The 18,748-nt window shown below is 70.1% G+C and carries 15 protein-coding genes; 7 read left to right on the plus strand and 8 right to left on the minus strand.

The window, feature by feature from the left end:
* Positions 1–49: 49 nt before the first annotated feature.
* Positions 50–970, minus strand: a complete 921-nt coding sequence (gluQRS, locus tag GGR66_RS06255) for a tRNA glutamyl-Q(34) synthetase GluQRS (RefSeq protein ID WP_184447668.1) — start codon at positions 968–970, stop codon at positions 50–52.
* Between the two features lie 103 nt (positions 971–1,073).
* On the opposite strand from gluQRS, the gene htpX reads away from it, so the two are divergent.
* Positions 1,074–1,958, plus strand: coding sequence for a protease HtpX (gene htpX / locus GGR66_RS06260; protein WP_160967411.1), 885 nt, complete (start codon positions 1,074–1,076; stop codon positions 1,956–1,958).
* Between the two features lie 95 nt (positions 1,959–2,053).
* Here htpX and GGR66_RS06265 read toward each other — a convergent pair whose 3' ends face one another.
* The 3 genes from GGR66_RS06265 to GGR66_RS06275 form a co-directional block, all read right to left on the minus strand.
* Entirely contained in the window at positions 2,054–4,126 is a 2,073-nt protein-coding gene (locus GGR66_RS06265) for an EAL domain-containing protein (protein WP_160967413.1), read from the minus strand.
* A gap of 256 nt (positions 4,127–4,382) precedes the next feature.
* The gene (locus GGR66_RS06270) at positions 4,383–5,579 is read right to left on the minus strand and encodes an NAD(P)/FAD-dependent oxidoreductase (RefSeq protein WP_184447669.1); all 1,197 of its coding nucleotides are present in this window, start codon (positions 5,577–5,579) and stop codon (positions 4,383–4,385) included.
* On the minus strand, positions 5,576–6,121 hold the full coding sequence (locus tag GGR66_RS06275) for a YaeQ family protein (protein WP_160971085.1): 546 nt from the start codon (positions 6,119–6,121) through the stop codon (positions 5,576–5,578). Before GGR66_RS06275 ends, GGR66_RS06270 begins: the two co-directional genes overlap by 4 nt.
* A gap of 484 nt (positions 6,122–6,605) precedes the next feature.
* Here GGR66_RS06275 and GGR66_RS06280 point away from each other — a divergent pair, with 484 nt between their 5' ends.
* Positions 6,606–6,815, plus strand: a complete 210-nt coding sequence (locus tag GGR66_RS06280) for a cold-shock protein (protein ID WP_160971083.1) — start codon at positions 6,606–6,608, stop codon at positions 6,813–6,815.
* Between the two features lie 203 nt (positions 6,816–7,018).
* On the plus strand, positions 7,019–7,711 hold the full coding sequence (locus GGR66_RS06285) for a glutathione S-transferase (RefSeq protein ID WP_160971081.1): 693 nt from the start codon (positions 7,019–7,021) through the stop codon (positions 7,709–7,711).
* Between the two features lie 33 nt (positions 7,712–7,744).
* On the opposite strand, the gene GGR66_RS06290 is transcribed toward GGR66_RS06285, so the two are convergent.
* Positions 7,745–8,638 (minus strand): alpha/beta hydrolase, encoded by an 894-nt coding sequence (locus tag GGR66_RS06290; RefSeq protein WP_184447670.1) that lies wholly within the window; start codon positions 8,636–8,638, stop codon positions 7,745–7,747.
* Between the two features lie 413 nt (positions 8,639–9,051).
* On the opposite strand from GGR66_RS06290, the gene GGR66_RS06295 reads away from it, so the two are divergent.
* The 4 genes from GGR66_RS06295 (at position 9,052) to GGR66_RS06310 (ending at position 15,761) form a co-directional block, all read left to right on the plus strand.
* Positions 9,052–10,626, plus strand: a complete 1,575-nt coding sequence (locus GGR66_RS06295; protein ID WP_184447671.1) for a YdiU family protein — start codon at positions 9,052–9,054, stop codon at positions 10,624–10,626.
* A gap of 255 nt (positions 10,627–10,881) precedes the next feature.
* Positions 10,882–12,042 carry an efflux RND transporter periplasmic adaptor subunit gene (locus GGR66_RS06300; protein WP_160970735.1) on the plus strand — a complete coding sequence of 387 codons (1,161 nt, stop codon included), beginning with the start codon at positions 10,882–10,884 and terminating at the stop codon, positions 12,040–12,042.
* Positions 12,043–12,047: 5 nt separating this feature from the next.
* Complete coding sequence (locus tag GGR66_RS06305) at positions 12,048–15,173, plus strand: efflux RND transporter permease subunit (RefSeq protein WP_184447672.1); 3,126 nt, start codon at positions 12,048–12,050, stop codon at positions 15,171–15,173.
* Positions 15,174–15,221: 48 nt separating this feature from the next.
* Positions 15,222–15,761, plus strand: coding sequence for an adenine phosphoribosyltransferase (locus tag GGR66_RS06310; protein WP_160970731.1), 540 nt, complete (start codon positions 15,222–15,224; stop codon positions 15,759–15,761).
* 57 nt (positions 15,762–15,818) lie between these two features.
* On the opposite strand, the gene GGR66_RS06315 is transcribed toward GGR66_RS06310, so the two are convergent.
* The 3 genes from GGR66_RS06315 to GGR66_RS06325 all read right to left on the minus strand — a co-directional run bounded on the left by GGR66_RS06315 (position 15,819) and on the right by GGR66_RS06325 (position 18,629).
* Positions 15,819–16,328, minus strand: coding sequence for a hypothetical protein (locus GGR66_RS06315; protein ID WP_184447673.1), 510 nt, complete (start codon positions 16,326–16,328; stop codon positions 15,819–15,821).
* Between the two features lie 14 nt (positions 16,329–16,342).
* Complete coding sequence (gene dbpA / locus GGR66_RS06320) at positions 16,343–17,719, minus strand: ATP-dependent RNA helicase DbpA (protein WP_160970727.1); 1,377 nt, start codon at positions 17,717–17,719, stop codon at positions 16,343–16,345.
* Positions 17,720–17,939: 220 nt separating this feature from the next.
* Entirely contained in the window at positions 17,940–18,629 is a 690-nt protein-coding gene (locus GGR66_RS06325) for an alpha/beta hydrolase (protein ID WP_184447674.1), read from the minus strand.
* Positions 18,630–18,748: the final 119 nt, after the last annotated feature.

An 18,748-nucleotide genomic window follows, 5' to 3' on the forward strand; every position in this document is an offset into this window, starting at 1 on the left:
AGAGGGAAAGGGAAGAGCGGCCGTGCTGCGGCCGAAGGTGCGATTCTAGTCAGCCTTGATGTCGCTGGGGATGTCGCTGCTGACCGGCGGCATCGTCCACGCTCCGGTCCTGCGCCGGCAGTCCGGCCGGATCGAAGGCCCGCAGCGCCGCGGCCAGCAGCCCCGGCACCGAACCGGCGCCTGCCAATGCTGCGGGCGGCTGGCCCAGCGTGGCCCAGGCCAGGCGCAGCGCCGGCAGCGGGTCGGCATCGTCGAGCGGCAGCGCCGCGTGCGACTTGGACAGCTTGCGGCCGTCGGCGTCGAGCAGCAGCGGCAGATGCAGGTAGCGCGGCGTCGGCAGACCCAGCGCACGCTGCAGCAGGATCTGCCGCGGCGTGGACTCCAGCAGGTCGGCGCCGCGCACCACGTCGGTGATGCCTTGTGCGGCATCGTCGACCACCACCGCCAACTGGTAGGCCCAGCAGCCGTCGGCACGCAGCAGCACCACATCGCCGACCTCGGCATGGACGTCCTGGCTCAGCCGGCCGCGCACGCCGTCGTCGAAGGCGACCACGCTGGCCACGCCGGGCGGCACGCGCAGGCGGATGGCCGGCTGCGCGCGCGGCGCGGCGGCGACGCAGGCATGGTGCACGCCGCCCTGCGCCGCCAGCGCGCTACGGCTGCAACTGCAGGGAAAGGCGAGGCCGGCCTGCAGCAGCCGCTGCAGCGCGTCGCGGTAGACCGGGTCGCGCTCGCTCTGCCGCAGCACCAGCCCGTCGGCCTCCAGGCCGCAGGCGCGCAGGCTGGCCAGTTGCCGCTCGGCGGCGCCGGGCACGCTGCGCGGGCGGTCCACGTCCTCGATGCGCAGCAGCCATTGGCCGCCGGCGTGGCGGGCAAGCAGCCAGCTGCCGAAGGCGGCAAGCAGCGAACCCAGGTGCAGCGGGCCGGTGGGCGAGGGCGCGAAGCGGCCGCGATAGGGAGGCGGGGACATGGGCAAGCTGAATCCTCGGTCAGGTACGCGCTTGAATTCAAGCGGCCGACACCGCAGATTCGAGCCAATCCTTCCATTTAATCTGTGCGGAGCCCACGCTCACATGTTCAATCGTATCGCCCTGTTCCTCATCACCAACCTGGCGGTGCTGGTGCTGGCCGGCATTGTCATGTCCGTGTTCGGGGTCAATCCCAACCAGATGGGCGGCCTGCTGGTGATGGCCGCGATCTTCGGCTTCGGCGGCTCGCTGGTGTCGCTGCTGCTGTCCAAGTTCATGGCCAAGCGCGCCACCGGCGCGCAGGTGATCACCGAGCCGCGCAACCACACCGAGCGCTGGTTGCTGCAGACCGTGCAGCGCCAGGCGCAGGCGGCCGGCATCGGCATGCCCGAAGTGGCCGTGTACGACGGCCCCGAGATCAACGCCTTCGCCACCGGCGCCAACCGCAACAACGCATTGGTCGCGGTCTCCACCGGCCTGCTGCAGAACATGACCGAGGACGAGGCCGAGGCGGTGCTGGGCCATGAGATCAGCCACATCGCCAACGGCGACATGGTGACCATGGCGCTGCTGCAGGGCGTGCTCAACACCTTCGTGATCGTGCTGGCGCGCGTGGTCGGCGGCGTGATCGACAGCTACCTGTCGGGCAACCGCGACGGCCGCCGCGGCCTGGCCTACTTCGCGATCGTGATGGTGCTGGAACTGGTGTTCGGCCTGTTCGCGACGATGATCGCGATGTGGTTCTCGCGCTACCGCGAGTTCCGTGCCGACGCCGGCGGCGCCAGCCTGGCCGGCCGCGCCAAGATGATCGCGGCGCTGCAGCGGCTGGAACTCAACCATGGGCAGAGCACCTTGCCGTCGCAGGTGCAGGCGTTCGGCATCGCCGGCGGCCTGGGCCAGGGCCTACGCAAGTTGTTCATGAGCCACCCGCCGCTGTCCGAGCGCATCGCCACCCTGCGCGCCTCGCACGTCAACGCGACAGTGAGCTGAGCCACCGCGGGATCGACACGCCGACCGGCGAAGCGCAGGCTTCGCCGGTCGGCGCTTTTGCGAATCCCCAATCCCGAATCCCGAATCTCCGCCCCTCAGGCAAAATCGAACGTCATCCCCGGCGTGGCCAGGCCCACGAACTCGCCCTGCACGTAGTCGACGCCGGCGCTGAACAACAGGCTCATCGAGGTCGCGTCGGAGACGAACTCGGCGATGGTGCGGATGCTCGCCGACTGCGCGCGCGCGGTGATCTCGCGGATCTTGTCCTGGTGTTCGCGGGTCTGGGTCAGGTCCTGGGTGAAGCCGCGGTCCAGCTTCAGGAACGAGGGCTGGAAGTGTGCCAGCAGCTGGAACGAGTCCAGGCCGGAGCCGAACTGTTCCAGCCCGACCTTGCAGCCCAGGGTGGTGGCGTCGGCCAGGAACTGCTGCGCGTTGCGCAGGTGGGTGAACACCTTGGCCTCCGGCGTCTGCAGCCACAGGCGGTCGCCGGGCACGCCGTGCGCGGCCAGTTCGCGCCGGATCAGATCGACCATCTGCGTGTCGGCGAAGGCCTCCGGGCTGACCTTGACCAGCAGGCTGGTGGCGTGGCCGGCGCGCTGGCGTTCACCGATCACCGCGATCGCGCGGGCGACCACCCAGCGGTCGATCTCGGCGGTCAGGCCGTGTTCGGCGGCGATGCCGAGGAAGGTCGACGGGCCGATCAGCTCGTCGTTGCGCTCCAGGCGCAGGTAAGCCTCGTACAGTTCGTGCGGCTCGCCCTGCAGGTTCAGCACCGGCTGGTAGTGCAGCAGGAAGCCGTCGCCCGCCAGGGCCTCGCGCAGGTGCTGGACCCAGCGCTGCACGCGCTCCTCCTCGAGGCGGTCGGCCGCGCCGGGGTCGAAGATCTTGCAGGCATTGCCGCCGAGTTCGACGGTCGCCTGCACGTTCTCGCTGGCGCGCGCCAGGACCTGGCCGACGCTGGCGATCTTCTCGCCGATCTGCACGCCGCCGATGCTGACGGTGACCGTGGCCGAGCGCTCGCCGACGCTGAACACGTGGCTGGCGTAGGCCTGCAGCAGGCGTTCGGCCAGCGCCGCGGTGCGCGCGTAGTCGCCTTCCAGCAGCAGCGCGAAGTTGTGCTCGCCGAAGCGCGCGGCCTGTACGTCGCCGTCGATGGCGGCGGCCAGGTGCTGGGCCAGCGCCGCGACCAGCGCGTCGGCCGAATCCAGGCCGATGTCGGCCAGTAGCCGCGCGTAGTGGTCCGGCTCGACCAGCAGGAAGCCGTACTGGCCCTCGCCGCGGCCGACCTGGGCCACCGCGGTTTCCAGCGCCAGCATGAAGGTCGGGCGGTTGAGCAGGCCGGTGACCTGGTCGCGCTGGCGCAGGTCCTCGACCTCGCGCGCCAGTTCCGGGTCGAACTCTTCGCGGCGGCGGAACACCACCTGCACGCAGGCTTCGCCCTCGTAGCTGGCGGTGGCGAACTCCATCGTCGCCGGAAAGCTGTCGCCTTCCAGGGTGCGTGCGTCCACCTGATACTGCGCCGGCGGCGGCTCGCCCTTGCTTAGCGACTTCAGCAGTTGCTTGAAGCCTTCCACGTGTTGCGGGGCGACCATGTCCAGCAGCGACACGCCTTCGACGTCGTCGAACGACGCGAACCCGAACATCTCCAGGTAGGCGTCGTTGGCCCGGATGTGCATGCCTTCGTGGATGTAGGCGATCGGGTCGCGCGAGGAGGCGATCAGCGCGTCGCAGCGGCGTTCGGTCTCGCGCATCTGCGCCTCGATCCGGCGCAGCCCGCGTCGTGCCTGCAGGTCGGCCCAGGTGGTGCGGACCACCGCCAGCAGATGTTCGGGGCGCTGCCGCAGCGCGATCGCGCGCGCGCCGCCGGCCACGGCCTCCAGCCATTCCTGTTCGTCGATGCGTTCGGCCAGTACGATGACCGGGATGTCCTTGCCGCTGGCCGCGACCCGCTGCAGCACCTGCGGCAGCGGGATCGACTGGGCCTGCGCGCTGAGCACCAGGTCGATCGGCTGCGCGGCCAGCGTCGCCGACAACTCCTCGGCGTGCTGCGGCCGCGACGGGCGCACGGCGATGCCGCTGTTGCGCAGGCTGCTGACGATCGCCTCGGCGTCTTCGCCGCTGTCGTCGACGATCATCAGGCGGAGGGTGATGTCTTTGCCTGTGTGCATGAAGCCTCCCGGAGACGGGGTTTAATACACGATGGCCGCTGCGGCGTCCATGAATGAGGGGCGGGGATTGGGGATTCGGGAGTGGGGATTCGAGGTGAAGCGGAGATTTGGGATTCGGGATTGGGGATTCGTCAAGACAAACTCCGCCCGGGTTGGGTTGGTCGGCCTGGGCTGGCTCGCGTATCTACAGCCGTGATGAGCCCGCCTTGGCGAATCCCCAATCCCCAATCCCCAATCCCCAATCCCGGCGGCAGGGTCACGCCGCCAGGCCAGCCGCATGGCCCGAGGCCCAGGCCCACTGGAAGTTGTAGCCGCCCAGCCAGCCGGTGACGTCGAGCACTTCGCCGACGAAGTACAGGCCGGGCACGCGCCGCGATTCCATGGTCGAGGACGACACCTGGTCGGTATCCACGCCGCCCAGGGTGACTTCGGCAGTGCGGTAGCCTTCGGTGCCGCTGGCCACCAGCGGCCAGGCGCCGAGTAGCTCGGCGGCCGCGCGCAACTGCGGTTCGTCCAGTTGGCGCACCGGTTTGTCCGGCAGCCACACCTCGCACAGGCGTTGCGCGAAGCGGCGCGGCAGCGCCTCGCCCAGCACCGTGCGCAGCTCGGCGGCACCGCGCAGGCGTTTCTGGTCGCGCAGCCAGGTCGCCGCGTCCTGCCCCGGCAGCAGGTCCAGGCGCAGGTCGTCGCCCGGTTGCCAGTACGAGGAGATCTGCAGGATCGCCGGGCCGCTGACCCCGCGGTGGGTGATCAGCATGAAGTTGCGGAAGCGCGCGCCGTTGCAACTGGCCTCGACCGGCAAGGCGAGGCCGGACAGGTCGTGCAGGCGTTCCTGGTGCTTGCCGCTCAGGGTCAGCGGGACCAGCCCGGCACGGGTCGGCAGCACCGCGTGGCCGAACTGTCGCGCCAGTTCGTAGCCGAAGCCGCTGGCGCCGAGGCTGGGAATCGACAGGCCGCCGGTGGCCACCACCAGCGACGTCGCATGCACCGGGCCATCGTCGGTGTCCAGGCGGAAGCCCTCGCTGCCGCGTTCCACCGCGCGCACGCTGCAACTGGTGCGCACGGTTACCCCGGCCGCGGCGCACTCGTCCACCAGCATGCGCACGATCTGCTTGGAGGAGACATCGCAGAACAGCTGCCCCAGTTCCTTCTCGTGGTAGGCGATGGCGTGGCGTTCGACCAGGTCGATGAAGTCGGCGGGGCGGTAGCGGGCCAGCGCCGACTTGCAGAAGTGCGGATTGGCGGACAGGAAGTTGCCCGGCCCGGTGCCGGTATTGGTGAAGTTGCAGCGGCCGCCGCCGGACATCAGGATCTTCTTGCCGACCTTGTTTGCATGGTCGATCACCCGCACCCGGCGTCCGCGCTGGCCGGCGACGATCGCGCACATCAGCCCGGCGGCGCCGGCACCGATCACCACGACGTCGGTCTGGATGGGGGCGTTCCCGGCGCTCATGCCGCGGCTTTGCGCACCGAGGGAGTGAAGGCGAAGCTGCCGCTGTCGCCCAGCCACTGCACTTCGCCGTCCTGGATCATCACGTCGAACCGCATGCTGCGCTGGATCAACTCGGCCGCCGCGGCGACGGCGTCGGCCGGCAGGTCGATCACCTGCACCTGCTTGAGCTTGGCCAGGGCGGAGGCATTCTTGTCCCACCAGATGTCCGCGGCGCGGCCGCCGTAGTTGGCCACCACCACCGAGCGCGCCCGGCCGCAGGCCTTGCGCACCCGCGACTCGTCGGGCTGGCCGACCTCGATCCATTGCTCGATCGCGCCGGTGTAGTCCATCCGCCACAGGTCGGGCTCGTCGTCGCTGCTCAGGCCCTTGCCGAACAGCAGGCGCTCCTCGGCGAACAGGGCGAAGGTCAGCAGGCGCGCCATCAGCCGCTGGTCGGTCTCGGACGGGTGTTGCGCCAGGGTCAGGGAATGGGCGGCGTAGTAGCCGCGGTCCATGTCGGAAATCTGCAGCTCCGCCTTGCGGAGGGTGGCGGTGAGGGCCATGCGGCTACCGGGATCGAGGGCGCAATAGGATACGGCGTGCGGCGGTGCCGGGCCCGGAACGTGCGTGGGACATGGGGATCGGTGCCGGCCGCCTTGGCTGGGGCGGGCGAGGGGCCGCAGGCTGATGTGGACGCATTCGCCATGGCCTCGGGCTCAGTCGCCGTTGCACGGTACGCGGGCGGATTTGCGCAATTTCCCCGGGCCGGCAGGGGGTTCGGCCGCGCTGGCGCTAACTTTAGGGTTGGGTTCAGCTTCCTTGTGGTGGATCCCGGTTTGTCTACACAAACATGTCGCTTTTTGAGCGCGACCCGCGTATGGTGACCCCACTGTGTTTGCTAGAGTCACCGTGAATCGTGGCTTGGTGCAGTAGATCTCGCGATCCACTTCATCGTTCCGCTCGCTTTACTAACGCCTGCAACTCAGTCTCGGCCTCGATTTCCGATGGCTGCGATTTCTTCAATTCAATGTTTCAGGAGTTAGCAAAATGACTGAGCGTCAGAACGGCACCGTGAAGTGGTTCAACGATGCCAAGGGCTTCGGCTTCATCACCCCGGAAAGCGGCCCGGACCTGTTCGTGCATTTCCGCGCGATCCAGGGCACCGGCTTCAAGTCGCTGCAGGAAGGCCAGAAGGTGACCTTCGTCGCCGTGCAGGGTCAGAAGGGTATGCAGGCTGACCAGGTGCAGGCCGTCTAAGGACGCCCGCCACCGCAAGGTTGCCAGACGCCGGAAGCGCAAGCTTCCGGCGTTTTTGTTTGGGCGATCGTTTTTCGGGCATCGCGCGCGCCGCGACGGCGGCGCTGCGGCCGGGTCGCCAGGCGCAGCGACGGGCCCTGCATGCGCGGCTTCACACCCGCATCCGGCTACCATGGCGGCCCCCGAGCTCCGGAGCCGTCGCCATGATCACCGTGCATCACCTCAACCAGTCCAGGTCGCAGCGCGTGTTGTGGTTGCTGGAGGAACTGGCGCTGCCGTACCAGGTGATCAAGTACCAGCGCGATCCCAAGACCATGCTGGCGCCGCCGGAACTGCGCGCGATCCATCCGCTGGGCAAGTCGCCGGTGCTGGTGGACGACGGCCACGTCCTGGCCGAGTCCGGGGCGATCCTCGACTATCTGGTGGACCGCTACGACACCGGCAGCACGCTGTCGCCGGCGCCGCAGCCGCTGGATTCGCCCGAGCGCCTGCGCTACCGCTACTGGATGCACTACGCCGAGGGCTCGGCGATGCCGCCGCTGCTGATGAGCCTGGTGTTCGGGCGGATCCGCTCGGCGAAGATGCCGTTCTTTGCGCGGCCGATCGCCAAGGCCATCGTCGACAAGGCGATGCAGGGCTTCGTCGGGCCGCAGGTGCGCCTGCACCTGGACTGGATGGAGCGCGAGCTGGCCGAGACCGGCTGGTTCGCCGGCGACCGCTTCACCGCGGCGGACGTGCAGATGAGCTTCCCGGTGCAGGCCGCGGCCGCGCGCATCGGCCTGCAGACGCATCCGAACCTGGCCGGGTTCGTGCAGCGGATCGAGCAGCGCCCGGCCTATCAGCGCGCGCTGCAGCAGGGCGGCCCGTTCGAGCTGCTCGGTAGCGCGGACGGCTGAACCCGGTTCGCGCCGCTCGCGGTGCCGGCCGGATCAGGGGCCGGCGGGACGCGCCGGGCACGCGCGCACGAAGGCGATGCTGTCGGCCATGACCGGCAGCGCCGGGTCGTCCTTGCGCAGCGCCAGCACCAGACGCATGTGGCCGACGCCGGGATAGGTCTTCAATTCGGCCGGCACCCCGACGCGCTGCAGCGCGGCCTGCAGCGACTCGCTGTTGTGCGGTTCCACCACCGTGTCGGCGTCGCCGTGCAGCAGCAGCGCCGGCGGCTCGTCGCCGTCGACGAAGTTCACCGGCTGCGAGCGCCGCTGCTGTGCCGGGTCCTGGCCGAACATGCCGATCAGGTCCGGGTCGGTCAGCGGCAGGAAGTCGTAGGGGCCGGCCAGCCCGACCAGGCCGCACAACTGCCGCGGCGACAGGCCCTGCGCCTGCAGCCAGTGGCCGTCGCTGGCCAGCAGCGCGGCGATGTGCGCGCCGGCGGAGTGGCCCATCAGCACCAGCCGTTGCGGGTCGCCGCCATACTCGGCGGCATGGCGCTGGCTCCAGGCCACGGCGCTGGCGGCGTCGCGCATGAACCCATCCAGGGTCACCTGCGGATACTTGCGGTAGTCCGGCACGATCGCGACCACGCCGTGCCGCGCCAGCGCTTCGCCGGCCCAGCGGTAGTTCTGGCGGTTGCCGGTCTTCCAGGTGCCGCCGTGGAAGAACACCACCACCGGCGCGTGCTGCACCCCGGCCGGGCGGTACACGTCCAGCGCCAGGCCGTGCGCCGCATCGTAGACGATCCCGCGCTGCTCGCTGAGGCCATGGCGCGAGGAACCGGCGTTGAGCCCGCCGAAGAACAGGCTGCTGCAGGCCGAGACCAGCAGCGAGGACAGGGCGATCAGGGCGTTGCGGGGCCAGCGGGGCGGAGACGGACGGTCGGACATGGGCGATCCCGGAGAGGAGCGCGGAGCATGCCGGATGCCCATGTCGGTGGCGAGTGGAGGTGGGGCGGGGATTGGGGATTCGGGAGTGGGGATTGGCAAGAGCGTGGGCTTGCGGTGCCTGCGTCGGCGCCGTGGAGCTTTCGCGGCGCCGTACCCTCACCCCAACCCCTCTCCCGGGGGGAGAGGGGCTTGTACTCCCTTCTCCCTGCGGGAGAAGGTGCCCCGGAGGGGCGGATGAGGGTACGGCGAAGCCCGGTGCACTTGAAACACAGCATGCGCTTCGCGCCCCGACCCTCACCCCAACCCCTCTCCCGGCGGGAGAGGGGCTTTGCAGGCCCGCGCGGCGACAGGCCTGCACCGTGTGCTCACCTCGCGGCCTTTCCAATCCAGGTTGTGCCTTCTACGCTGTGCTCATGACTGCCTTGCGTTTCGACAATCGCTTCGTCGCCGAATTGCCCGGCGATCCGGAAACCGGGCCGCGGCGCCGCGAGGTGCTGGGGGCGCTGTGGTCGTCGGTCGAGCCGACGCCGGTCGCCGCGCCTCAGCTGCTGGCGTATTCGCCGGAGGTGGCGACCTTGCTCGGGCTGTCAGAGCAGGAGGTGCGGTCGCCGGAGTTCGCCGCCGTGTTCGCCGGCAATGCGCGCTATCCGGGCATGCAGCCCTATGCGGCGAACTACGGCGGCCACCAGTTCGGGCATTGGGCCGGGCAACTCGGCGACGGCCGCGCGATCTCCCTGGGCGAGGCCCTGGGCGCGGACGGGCGGCGCTGGGAACTGCAGCTCAAGGGTGCCGGGCCCACGCCGTATTCGCGTGGCGCCGATGGCCGCGCGGTGCTGCGCTCCTCGATCCGCGAGTTCCTGTGCAGCGAGGCCATGCATCACCTGGGCGTGCCGACCACCCGCGCGCTGAGCCTGGTCGGCACCGGCGAGACGGTGGTGCGCGACATGTTCTACGACGGCCATCCGCGCGCCGAACCGGGCGCGGTGGTGTGTCGGGTGGCGCCGTCGTTCGTGCGCTTCGGCAGTTTCGAATTGCCGGCCGCACGCGGCGACACCGCCTTGCTGCGGCGCCTGGCCGACCTGGTGATCGCGCGCGACTTCCCGCACCTGCAGGGTGCCGCTGGCGCGCGCGACGCGGCCTGGTTCGCCGAGATCTGCGCGCGCACCGCGCGCATGGTCGCGCACTGGATGCGCGTCGGCTTCGTGCACGGGGTGATGAACACCGACAACATGTCGATCCTGGGGCTGACCATCGACTATGGCCCCTATGGCTGGGTCGACGACTACGACCCGGACTGGACACCCAACACCACCGATGCGCAGGGCCGTCGCTACCGCTTCGGCACCCAGCCGCAGGTCGCGTACTGGAATCTGGGGCGGCTGGCGCAGGCGCTGGCACCGCTGTTCGACGACGACGTCGCGCCGCTGCACGACGGCCTGGAGCGGTTCCGCGCCGAGTATGCGCAGGCCGAGCGCGACAACATCGCCGCCAAGCTCGGCCTGGCGACCTGCGCCGACGACGATGTGGCGCTGATGCGCGATGGGCTGGACCTGCTGCAGCAGGGCGAGGTCGACATGACCCTGTGGTTCCGCGGGCTGAGTGCGTTGCCGCTGCAGCCGTGGACGCCGGCGCAGGCCCTGGCGGCGCAGGCCGAGGCCTTCTACGACCCGGCCCGGCTGGCGACGCAGGCGCCGGCGTTCGAGGCCTGGCTGGCGCGCTACGCGCAGCGCCTGCAGCAGGATCCGTTGCCTGCCGCCGCCCGCGTCGCACGGATGCGTGCGGCCAATCCGCGCTACGTGCTGCGCAACTACCTGGCGCAGCAGGCGATCGACCGCGCCGAGCAGGGCGACACCGGCGGCATCGACGAACTGCTGGAGGTGATGCGCCATCCCTACGACGAACAGCCCGGGCGCGAGGCCTTCGCGGCGAAGCGGCCGGACTGGGCGCGGAGCCGGGCCGGCTGTTCGATGCTGTCCTGCAGTTCCTGAGCAGGGCCGGCGCGTGCGCTCAGGCTGTCGGTCCGGGCGCTGATGGCGCGGTCCGGCGCGCGATTCGGGCGAGGCGTGAGGTTTTCCAGCGTGCGGGGCTCGCAACCGCGCCCCCGTCGCCCGCCGGCGTACGCCCGGCCCGCGCCTGATGCCCGCCTTGCGCCGTGACGGCGAAGGGGTGAGGGCACCTTCATCAGGGCCTTCTTGTCTTTGATAAATTAGACGCTCCCCTTCGTCGTCCCCAGGATCAAGCGCATGCCCGCGCCTCTCGTCCAGCGCCGCCGCGCGCTGCCGTTGCTGCTGACCGTCGTCGTGCTCGCGTTCGCCGGCTGCAAGGGCGGGGGCAGCGCCCAGACACCGGCGCCGAAAACGGTGGAGGTGCTGACCCTGCAGCCGCAGAGCGTGCCGCTGAGCGTTGAACTGGCCGGGCGCACGGTGGCCTCGGAAGAATCGGAGGTGCGGCCGCAGGTCAGCGGCATCCTGCGCCAGCGCCTGTTCGAAGAGGGCGCCACGGTGCGGGCCGGGCAGCCGCTGTTCCAGATCGAGCCGACCCTGTACCAGGCCGCGGCCAACCAGGCACAGGCCAATCTGGCCACCGCCGAGGCCACGCTCGCCGCCGCCACGCTGCGTGCCGAGCGCTACCGCACGCTGGGCAAGACCCGGCTGGCCGCGCAGCAGGACGTGGACGATGCGCAGGCCGCCTACAAGCAGGCGCTGGCCAGCCGCGACGCGCAACGCGCGGCGCTGGACACCGCACGCACGCAACTGCGCTTCGCCACGGTCGTGGCGCCGATCGGCGGGCGCATCGGCCGCGCGCGGGTGACCCCGGGCGCGCTGGTCACCGCCAACCAGACCGATGCCATCGCCAAGATCCAGCAGCTGGATCCGATGAACGTGGACATCACCCAGTCCGGCAACCAGTTCCTGGCGCTGCGCCGGGCGATCGCCGCCGGTGGCGTGCAGCCGGCCAGCACGCAGGTGCGGCTGACCCTGTCCGACGGCACCGCGTACCCGTTGCCGGGCACGCTGGAGTTCGCCGACCTCGACGTGGAGGAAACCACCGGCGCGGTGACCCTGCGCGCGCGTTTCCCCAATCCGGATGCGCAACTGCTGCCGGGCATGTACGTGCGCGCGCTGGTGGGGCAGGGCGTGCGCCAGCAGGCGCTGCTGGTGCCGCAGGCGGCGGTGGACCGCACCCCGCGTGGCGAAGCCGTCGCCTGGGTGGTGGGTGCCGACAACGTGGTGCGCCAGCGTGAGTTCACCACGCTGCGCGCGGTGGGCGATCGCTGGCTGGTCGGCGATGGCCTGAAGCCCGGCGAACGGGTGGTGGTGGCGGGCCGGCAAGGCCTCAGCGATGGTGCCAAGGTGACGGTGAAGGCCGCCGCCGCGGCCGCGCCTGCCGCCAGCCAGGGCTGAGCCGCATGCTGCCGCGTTTCTTCATCCACCGCCCGATCTTCGCCTGGGTCCTGGCCATCTGCATCATGGCCGCCGGCGCCATCGCCGTGTTCACCCTGCCGATCGAGCAGTACCCGGACATCGCGCCGCCCTCGGTCAATGTCACCGCCACCTACAACGGTGCCTCGGCGCAGACCGTGGAGGACAGCGTCACCCAGGTGATCGAACAGCAGATCAAGGGCATCGACCACCTGCTGTACTTCTCCTCGACCAGTTCTTCGTCCGGACAGGCGCGGATCAGCATCACCTTCGACCAGGCGGCCAATCCCGACATCGCCCAGGTGCAGGTGCAGAACGCGGTCAACCAGGCGCTCAACCGTCTGCCGCAGGAAGTGCAGCAGCAGGGCGTGACCGTGGCCAAGTCGCAGGGCGACAGCCTAATGGCGGTGGCGATCTACGACCGCACCGACCGCATGGACAACGTCGACATCTCCGACTACCTGGTCAGCACCCTGCAGGACCCGATCAGCCGCATCAACGGCGTTGGCGAGATCAACGTGTTCGGCGCGCAGTACGCGATGCGGGTGTGGCTGGACCCGCACAAGCTCAACGCCTACCAACTCATGCCCGGCGACGTGCGCAGCGCGATCCTGGCGCAGAACACCCAGGTCACCGCCGGCGAGCTCGGCGCGCTGCCCACCGGCGCCGAACAGGAACTCAACGCCACGGTCACCGCGCAGTCGCGGCTGCAGACCCCCGAGCAGTTCCGGCAGATCATCCTGGCCACGCGTGCGGACGGCTCCAGCGTGCGCCTGGGCGATGTGGCGCGGGTGGAGATCGGCGCGGAGAACTACCAGAACAACGCCACGCTCAATGGCCACCCGGCGTCCGGCTTCTCGGTGACGCTGTCCGCCGGCGCCAATGCGATCGCCACCTCCGACGCGATCCACACCACCATCGAACGGCTCAAGCCGACCTTCCCGCCGGGCCTGGACGTGGCCTATCCGCGCGACAGCACGCCGTTCGTGCGCATCTCCATCGAGAACGTGGTGCACACCCTGGCCGAGGCCATCGTGCTGGTGGTGGTGGTGATGTTCCTGTTCCTGCAGAACGCCCGCGCCACGTTGATTCCGGCGATCACCGTGCCGGTGGTGCTGCTGGGCACCTTCGGCATCCTTGCCGCGGCCGGCTTCACCATCAACACGCTGACCCTGTTCGCGATGGTGCTGGCGATCGGCCTGCTGGTGGACGACGCCATCGTGGTGGTGGAGAACGTCGAGCGGATCATGCACGAGGAACACCTGCCGCCGCGCGAGGCCACCGAGCGCTCGATGGGCGAGATCACCGGCGCGCTGATCGGCATCACCGTGGTGTTGGGCGCGGTGTTCCTGCCGATGGCGTTCTTCGGCGGCTCCACCGGCATCATCTACCGGCAGTTCTCCATCACCATCGCCTCGGCGATGGCGCTGTCGGCGCTGGTCGCGCTGACCCTGACTCCGGCGCTGTGCGCGACCTTGCTCAAGCCAGTGGAGCAGGAGCGCAAGCTCGGCCGCTTCTTCCAGTGGTTCAACCGCAGCGTCGAGCGCGGCCAGCAGGCCTACCAGCGCCGCCTCGGCACGGTGCTGCAGCGGCCGCGGCGCTGGATGGCGCTGTATGCGCTGGTGGTGCTGGCGATGGTCGTGCTGTACATGCGCATGCCCACCGGCTTCCTGCCGGTGGAGGACCAGGGCCAGGTGCAGATCCAGTTCACCACCCCGGAAGGCACGCCGCTGGCCAAGACCCAGGCCCTGGGCAAGCGCATCAGCGACTACTTCATGACCCACGAGAAGGCCAATCTCACCGCGATCTTCATGGTGGTGGGGCGCAACAACGCCGGCACCGGGCAGAACGCCGGCCAGGCGTTCGTGGCGCTCAGACCCTGGGGCGAGCGCAACCGCGACAACACCGCGCAGGCCATCATCGACCGCGCCAACGCGCATTTCCGCGGCGTCGGCGACGCCAAGATCAGCGTGCTGTCGCCGCCGGCGGTGCGCGGCCTGGGCCAGTCCAGCGGCTTCGAGCTGTGGATCCGCGACAGCGACGGCGCCGGCCGCGCAGCGCTGCTGAAGGCGCAGCAGCAGGTGCTCAAGGCCGCCGGCGACGATCCGCAGCTGACCGCGGTGCGGCTCAACGGCCTGGGCGACAAGGCGCAGCTGCAGGTGGACATCGACCATGCCCAGGCCAGCGCGCTGGGCCTGGCGCAGAGCGACATCAATACGACCCTGGCCACTGCGTGGGGCGGCAGCTACGTCAACGACTTCATCGACCGCGGCCGGGTCAAGCGCGTGTACGTGCAGGGCGACGCGCCGTACCGCGCGCTGCCGGAGGACATCGCGCAGTGGTACGTGCGCGGCAGCGGCGGGCAGATGGCGCCGTTCGCCAGTTTCGCCAGCACCCACTGGACCCGCGGCCCGCAGCTGCAGCAGCGTTTCAATGGCCTGCCGGCGTCGCAGATCCAGGGCGGGGCGGCGGCCGGCAGCAGTTCCGGCGAGGCGATGCAGCGCATGCAGGCGCTGGTGGCCAAGCAGGAGGGCTTCGATCTGCAGTGGAGCGGGCTGTCCTACCAGGAGCAGTTGTCCAGCAACCAGACGCTGTGGCTGTACACCGCCTCGATCCTGTTCATTTTCCTGTGCCTGGCGGCGCTGTACGAGAGCTGGTCGATCCCGGTGGCGGTGTTGCTGGTGATTCCGCTGGGCGTGGTCGGCACGGTGCTGGCAACCACGCTGGCCGGCTTCGTCAACGACATCTATTTCCAGGTCGGCCTGCTGACCACGATCGGCCTGTCGGCGAAGAACGCGATCCTGATCGTCGAATTCGCCGAGGCGCGACAGCGTGCCGGGCGGCCGTTGCTGGAAGCGACGCTGGAAGGCGCGCGGCTGCGCCTGCGGCCGATCGTGATGACCTCGCTGGCGTTCGTGGCCGGCGTGCTGCCACTGGCGCTGTCCACTGGCGCCGGTGCCTCCAGCCGCCGCGAGATCGGCGTGTGCGTGATCGGCGGCATGGTCACCGGCACCGTGCTGGCGGTGTTGCTGGTGCCGTTGTTCTTCGTGCTGGTGCGGCGCGCGCTGCGGCGCAGCCCGGCGGATGCGGCAACGGCAGCGCACAGCGGGTAGGATGTCGCGCCCCCCATCGATCGTCCCGGCCTGCCGGGACGCGTGACCATGACCGACGCCGTTGCCGATTCCCCGACCTGGGCCACTTTGATTCGCGATGTGCCGGACTTTCCCAAGCCCGGCATCCTGTTCAAGGACATCACCCCGCTGCTGGCAGATGGGCCTGATTTCGCTTCCGCCCTGGACGCGTTGGCCCAGCCCTGGCGCGGCACTCCGCTGGACGCGGTGCTGGGCATCGAGGCCCGCGGCTTCATCCTCGGCGCGCCGCTGGCGCACGAACTGCGCACCGGTTTCGTGCCGGTGCGCAAGCCGGGCAAGCTGCCGGCACAGACCCTGGCCCAGGACTACGGCCTGGAGTACGGCCGCGACCGCATCGAGATCCATGCCGATGCGTTACGGCCGGGCATGCGCGTGCTGCTGGTCGACGACGTGCTGGCCACCGGCGGCACGCTGCTGGCGGCCCTGGCCCTGGCGCAGCGGATGGGTGCCGAGGTGGTTGCGGCGACGGTGCTGGTGGAACTCGGCGAACTCGGTGCGCGGGCGCGCTGGCCCGCGGACATTCCGCTCACCGCGCCGTTGCGCTACTGAGGCAGATGCCGCGCAGGGGCGCGGCCTGGATCGGGCGCGTCTGCGGCGGCAACCGGCTCAATGGGGGTAGATCACGTCCTCCAGCGCCGGGTCGGCATACGCGTCGGCGTGGCTCAGGTGGCCATCGAACGGACCGATCTTGCAGATCCGGCCGGCGTCGGTGAATACCAGTTGCAGCCCGTGTTCGGCTTCCCAGTCGCAGTTGCACTCCAGGCTGATGCGCAGGCGGCCGTCGCGATAGCGGCTGACGTAGGCCTCGCCGCCGAACTGCACGTGTCGCCACACTTGCGACGGGTCGTCGATGGGCGGGCAGGGTGTGCCGTATTGCTGGTGCAGGGCATGCATGCGCCGGTAATAGGCGAACACATGCGGCGTCGCCGCGTCGAGCACGGCCTGGTCGATGCGCAGGAATGCGGCGACGGCGGCGGCGAAGTCGGCCGGCGCCGGATCCTCCGCGTAGTCCTCGAACACGAAGCTGCACGCGTCCTGCATCCACGGCACCGATACCGCTGCGCTCCAGGCGGCGCCGTCTTCGTCCTGCTCCAGCGACGCGAGGACGGTCTGCAATTCCGTCGATGCGTTCACAGCTTGACGACCCGGAACCGGCGGCCCTTGATCTTGCCGGCCTGCAGCTGCGCCAGCGCCTTGCCGGCATGGGCACGGGCGATGGCGACGTAGGAACGGGTGGCGTAGATCGCGATCTTGCCGATCGCCGCGCCGGACAGCCCGGCATCGCCGGTCAGCGCGCCGAGGATGTCGCCGGGACGCAGCTTGTCGGTCTTGCCGCCGTCGATGCGCAGGGTGACCATCGCCGCCTGCGGCAACTGCGCCGGCCGCGCGGTGGCCAGCGGTGCGCGCGACCAGCGCAGCGGCTGGCCCTGTTCGGTTTCCAGCGCTTGTGCGCGCGCGGTCTCGCGCGGCGCCACCAGGCTCAGGGCCAGGCCATGCTTGCCGGCGCGCGCGGTGCGGCCGATGCGGTGGCGGTAGGTCTCGCTGTCGGTCGGCAGTTCGTAGTTGATCACCGCCGCCAGGTCTTCCACGTCCAGCCCGCGCGCGGCCACGTCGCTGGCCACCAGCACGTTGCAGCTGCGGTTGACGAAGCGCACCAGCACCTCGTCGCGGTCGCGCTGCTCCATGTCGCCATGCAGCGCGAGTGCGGAGAAGCCGAACTGCTGCAGCGACCCGGCGACTTCATCGACCTCCTTGCGGGTGTTGCAGAACACCACGCTGGACTCGGGGGTGAAGCGCAGCAGCAGGCCGGCCACCGCCTTCTGCCGGTAGGTGGGGTCGACCTCGAAGAACTGCTGGTCGATTTCCGGCGCGCTGTCGGCGCCTTCGATGGTGATTTCCGCCGGTTCCTTCAGCAGGTCGCGCGCCAATGCGCGGATTTCCTCCGGGAAGGTGGCCGAGAACAGCAGGCTCTGCCGGTGCTTGTCGCACCGGCTGGCGATTTCGCGGATCGGCTCCTCGAAACCCATGTCGAGCATGCGGTCGGCCTCGTCCAGCACCAGCGTGCGCACCCCGCCCAGGTGCAGCGCCCGCTTGCGCGCCAGCTCCTGGATGCGGCCGGGCGTGCCGACCACCACCTGCGGGTCGTGCGCCTCCAGCGAGGCCAACTGCGGGCCCAGCGGCATGCCGCCGGTCAGCACCACCAGCTTCATGTTGGGGATGCCGGTGGCCAGCTTGCGCAGCTGCTTGCCGACCTGGTCGGCCAGTTCGCGGGTCGGGCACAGCACCAGCGCCTGCGCGCGGCTCAGCGCCGGATCCAGCTTGTGCAGCAGGCCCAGGCCGAACGCCGCGGTCTTGCCGCTGCCGGTGGGCGCCTGCACGATGACGTCCTGGCCGGCCAGGATCGGCGGCAGGCTCTGCGCCTGCACCGGGGTCATGCTCGTGTAGCCGAGCGCATCGATGCCGGGCGCGAGCGCCGGGGAAAGGGAGAGGGAGGCGAAATCGTTCATGCGGCATTTTAGCCGGTTGACGGCGGGGATTCGGGAGTGGGGATTGGGGAGGGGGGATTCGGGAGTGGGTGGGCCGGCGTGCCCTGAACGTCGCGTGGTGCGCGTCGTGCGTCGTCGTGGCGGCTTCAGCTGCGGCGGGCTTGCCTCTGGAGCACTGGTAGGTTTCGTTCGGAACAGATGAGAACGGCCGCTGCAGCGGATTCGGGACGTGCATGCCTGCTCAGGTCAGTGCCGCGAACCAGTCGGCGATGGCGCGTGCGCTGGCGGCCGGGGCGGTCTGCAGCAACAAGTGCGGGCCAGGCAGCTCGATGCAGCGGGCGCCGGGAATGCCGACGAGGATCGTGTTGCCGGCTGCGCGATGCATCAGCCGATCGTGGCGGGCACGCAGGTACAGGGTCGGCACGGCGACGTCGGCGAGGCGGGCGCTGACGTCCACGCGCAGGGCGCTGGCCGCGCGGTCGCGCAGCACCGCCGGGGCGATCCCGCGCAAGGTGCGTGTCAGTTGCGTCTCCAGCGCCGGCGTCGCCCAGCGCCCGAGCAGCCACCAGCGCAATGCGGCCGTGGGCAGGCGATGCGCCGGTGCGAAGCGTGTCAGCGACGCGAACGGCGCCAGTGCTGGGACCGGATTGCGCGCGAAGGTGGTGGACAGGACCAGGCCGGCCAACCCGGCCGGGCGTTGCGCCGCGAGCGACAGGGCGATAGGGCCGGAAAACGACTCGCCGAGCAGAACGAAGCGCTGCTGTGGCAGCGACTGCCGTGCCAGTTGCTCCAGTTCCGCGTACGACGCTGGTCGGTCGCTTGGGTATGCCACCACTGTGACCTGCGCAAAGTAACGCCGGGCTTCGGCGACGAAGGCGGGCAGCAGTGCGCTGGTGCCGTCCAGACCAGGCAGGATGACGAGCGCGGTCATGATCGGGGCGGGATTCGGTGGGTGGCCACGGCGTGGAGGCGATGATAGGAGGGCACGGCGGACAAACGGCGGTGTCCAGGCGCAAGGTGGACGCAGTCTAGCGGGGCGACGCGTCCTTA

Origin of the sequence: Xanthomonas sp. 3498, from assembly GCF_014199795.1 — a bacterium.
Lineage (GTDB): Bacteria > Pseudomonadota > Gammaproteobacteria > Xanthomonadales > Xanthomonadaceae > Xanthomonas_A > Xanthomonas_A rydalmerensis.

What these genes read in the sequence shown, in the direction of transcription:
- htpX (WP_160967411.1), top strand. Translation starts at nt 1,074, where the DNA reads ATGTTCAATCGTATCGCCCTGTTCCTCATCACCAACCTGGCGGTGCTG.
- GGR66_RS06305 (WP_184447672.1), top strand. Translation starts at nt 12,048, where the DNA reads ATGCTGCCGCGTTTCTTCATCCACCGCCCGATCTTCGCCTGGGTCCTG.
- dbpA (WP_160970727.1), bottom strand. Translation starts at nt 17,719, where the DNA reads ATGAACGATTTCGCCTCCCTCTCCCTTTCCCCGGCGCTCGCGCCCGGC.
- GGR66_RS06310 (WP_160970731.1), top strand. Translation starts at nt 15,222, where the DNA reads ATGACCGACGCCGTTGCCGATTCCCCGACCTGGGCCACTTTGATTCGC.
- GGR66_RS06270 (WP_184447669.1), bottom strand. Translation starts at nt 5,579, where the DNA reads ATGAGCGCCGGGAACGCCCCCATCCAGACCGACGTCGTGGTGATCGGT.
- gluQRS (WP_184447668.1), bottom strand. Translation starts at nt 970, where the DNA reads ATGTCCCCGCCTCCCTATCGCGGCCGCTTCGCGCCCTCGCCCACCGGC.
- GGR66_RS06290 (WP_184447670.1), bottom strand. Translation starts at nt 8,638, where the DNA reads ATGTCCGACCGTCCGTCTCCGCCCCGCTGGCCCCGCAACGCCCTGATC.
- GGR66_RS06295 (WP_184447671.1), top strand. Translation starts at nt 9,052, where the DNA reads ATGACTGCCTTGCGTTTCGACAATCGCTTCGTCGCCGAATTGCCCGGC.
- GGR66_RS06300 (WP_160970735.1), top strand. Translation starts at nt 10,882, where the DNA reads ATGCCCGCGCCTCTCGTCCAGCGCCGCCGCGCGCTGCCGTTGCTGCTG.
- GGR66_RS06280 (WP_160971083.1), top strand. Translation starts at nt 6,606, where the DNA reads ATGACTGAGCGTCAGAACGGCACCGTGAAGTGGTTCAACGATGCCAAG.
- GGR66_RS06325 (WP_184447674.1), bottom strand. Translation starts at nt 18,629, where the DNA reads ATGACCGCGCTCGTCATCCTGCCTGGTCTGGACGGCACCAGCGCACTG.
- GGR66_RS06285 (WP_160971081.1), top strand. Translation starts at nt 7,019, where the DNA reads ATGATCACCGTGCATCACCTCAACCAGTCCAGGTCGCAGCGCGTGTTG.
- GGR66_RS06265 (WP_160967413.1), bottom strand. Translation starts at nt 4,126, where the DNA reads ATGCACACAGGCAAAGACATCACCCTCCGCCTGATGATCGTCGACGAC.
- GGR66_RS06275 (WP_160971085.1), bottom strand. Translation starts at nt 6,121, where the DNA reads ATGGCCCTCACCGCCACCCTCCGCAAGGCGGAGCTGCAGATTTCCGAC.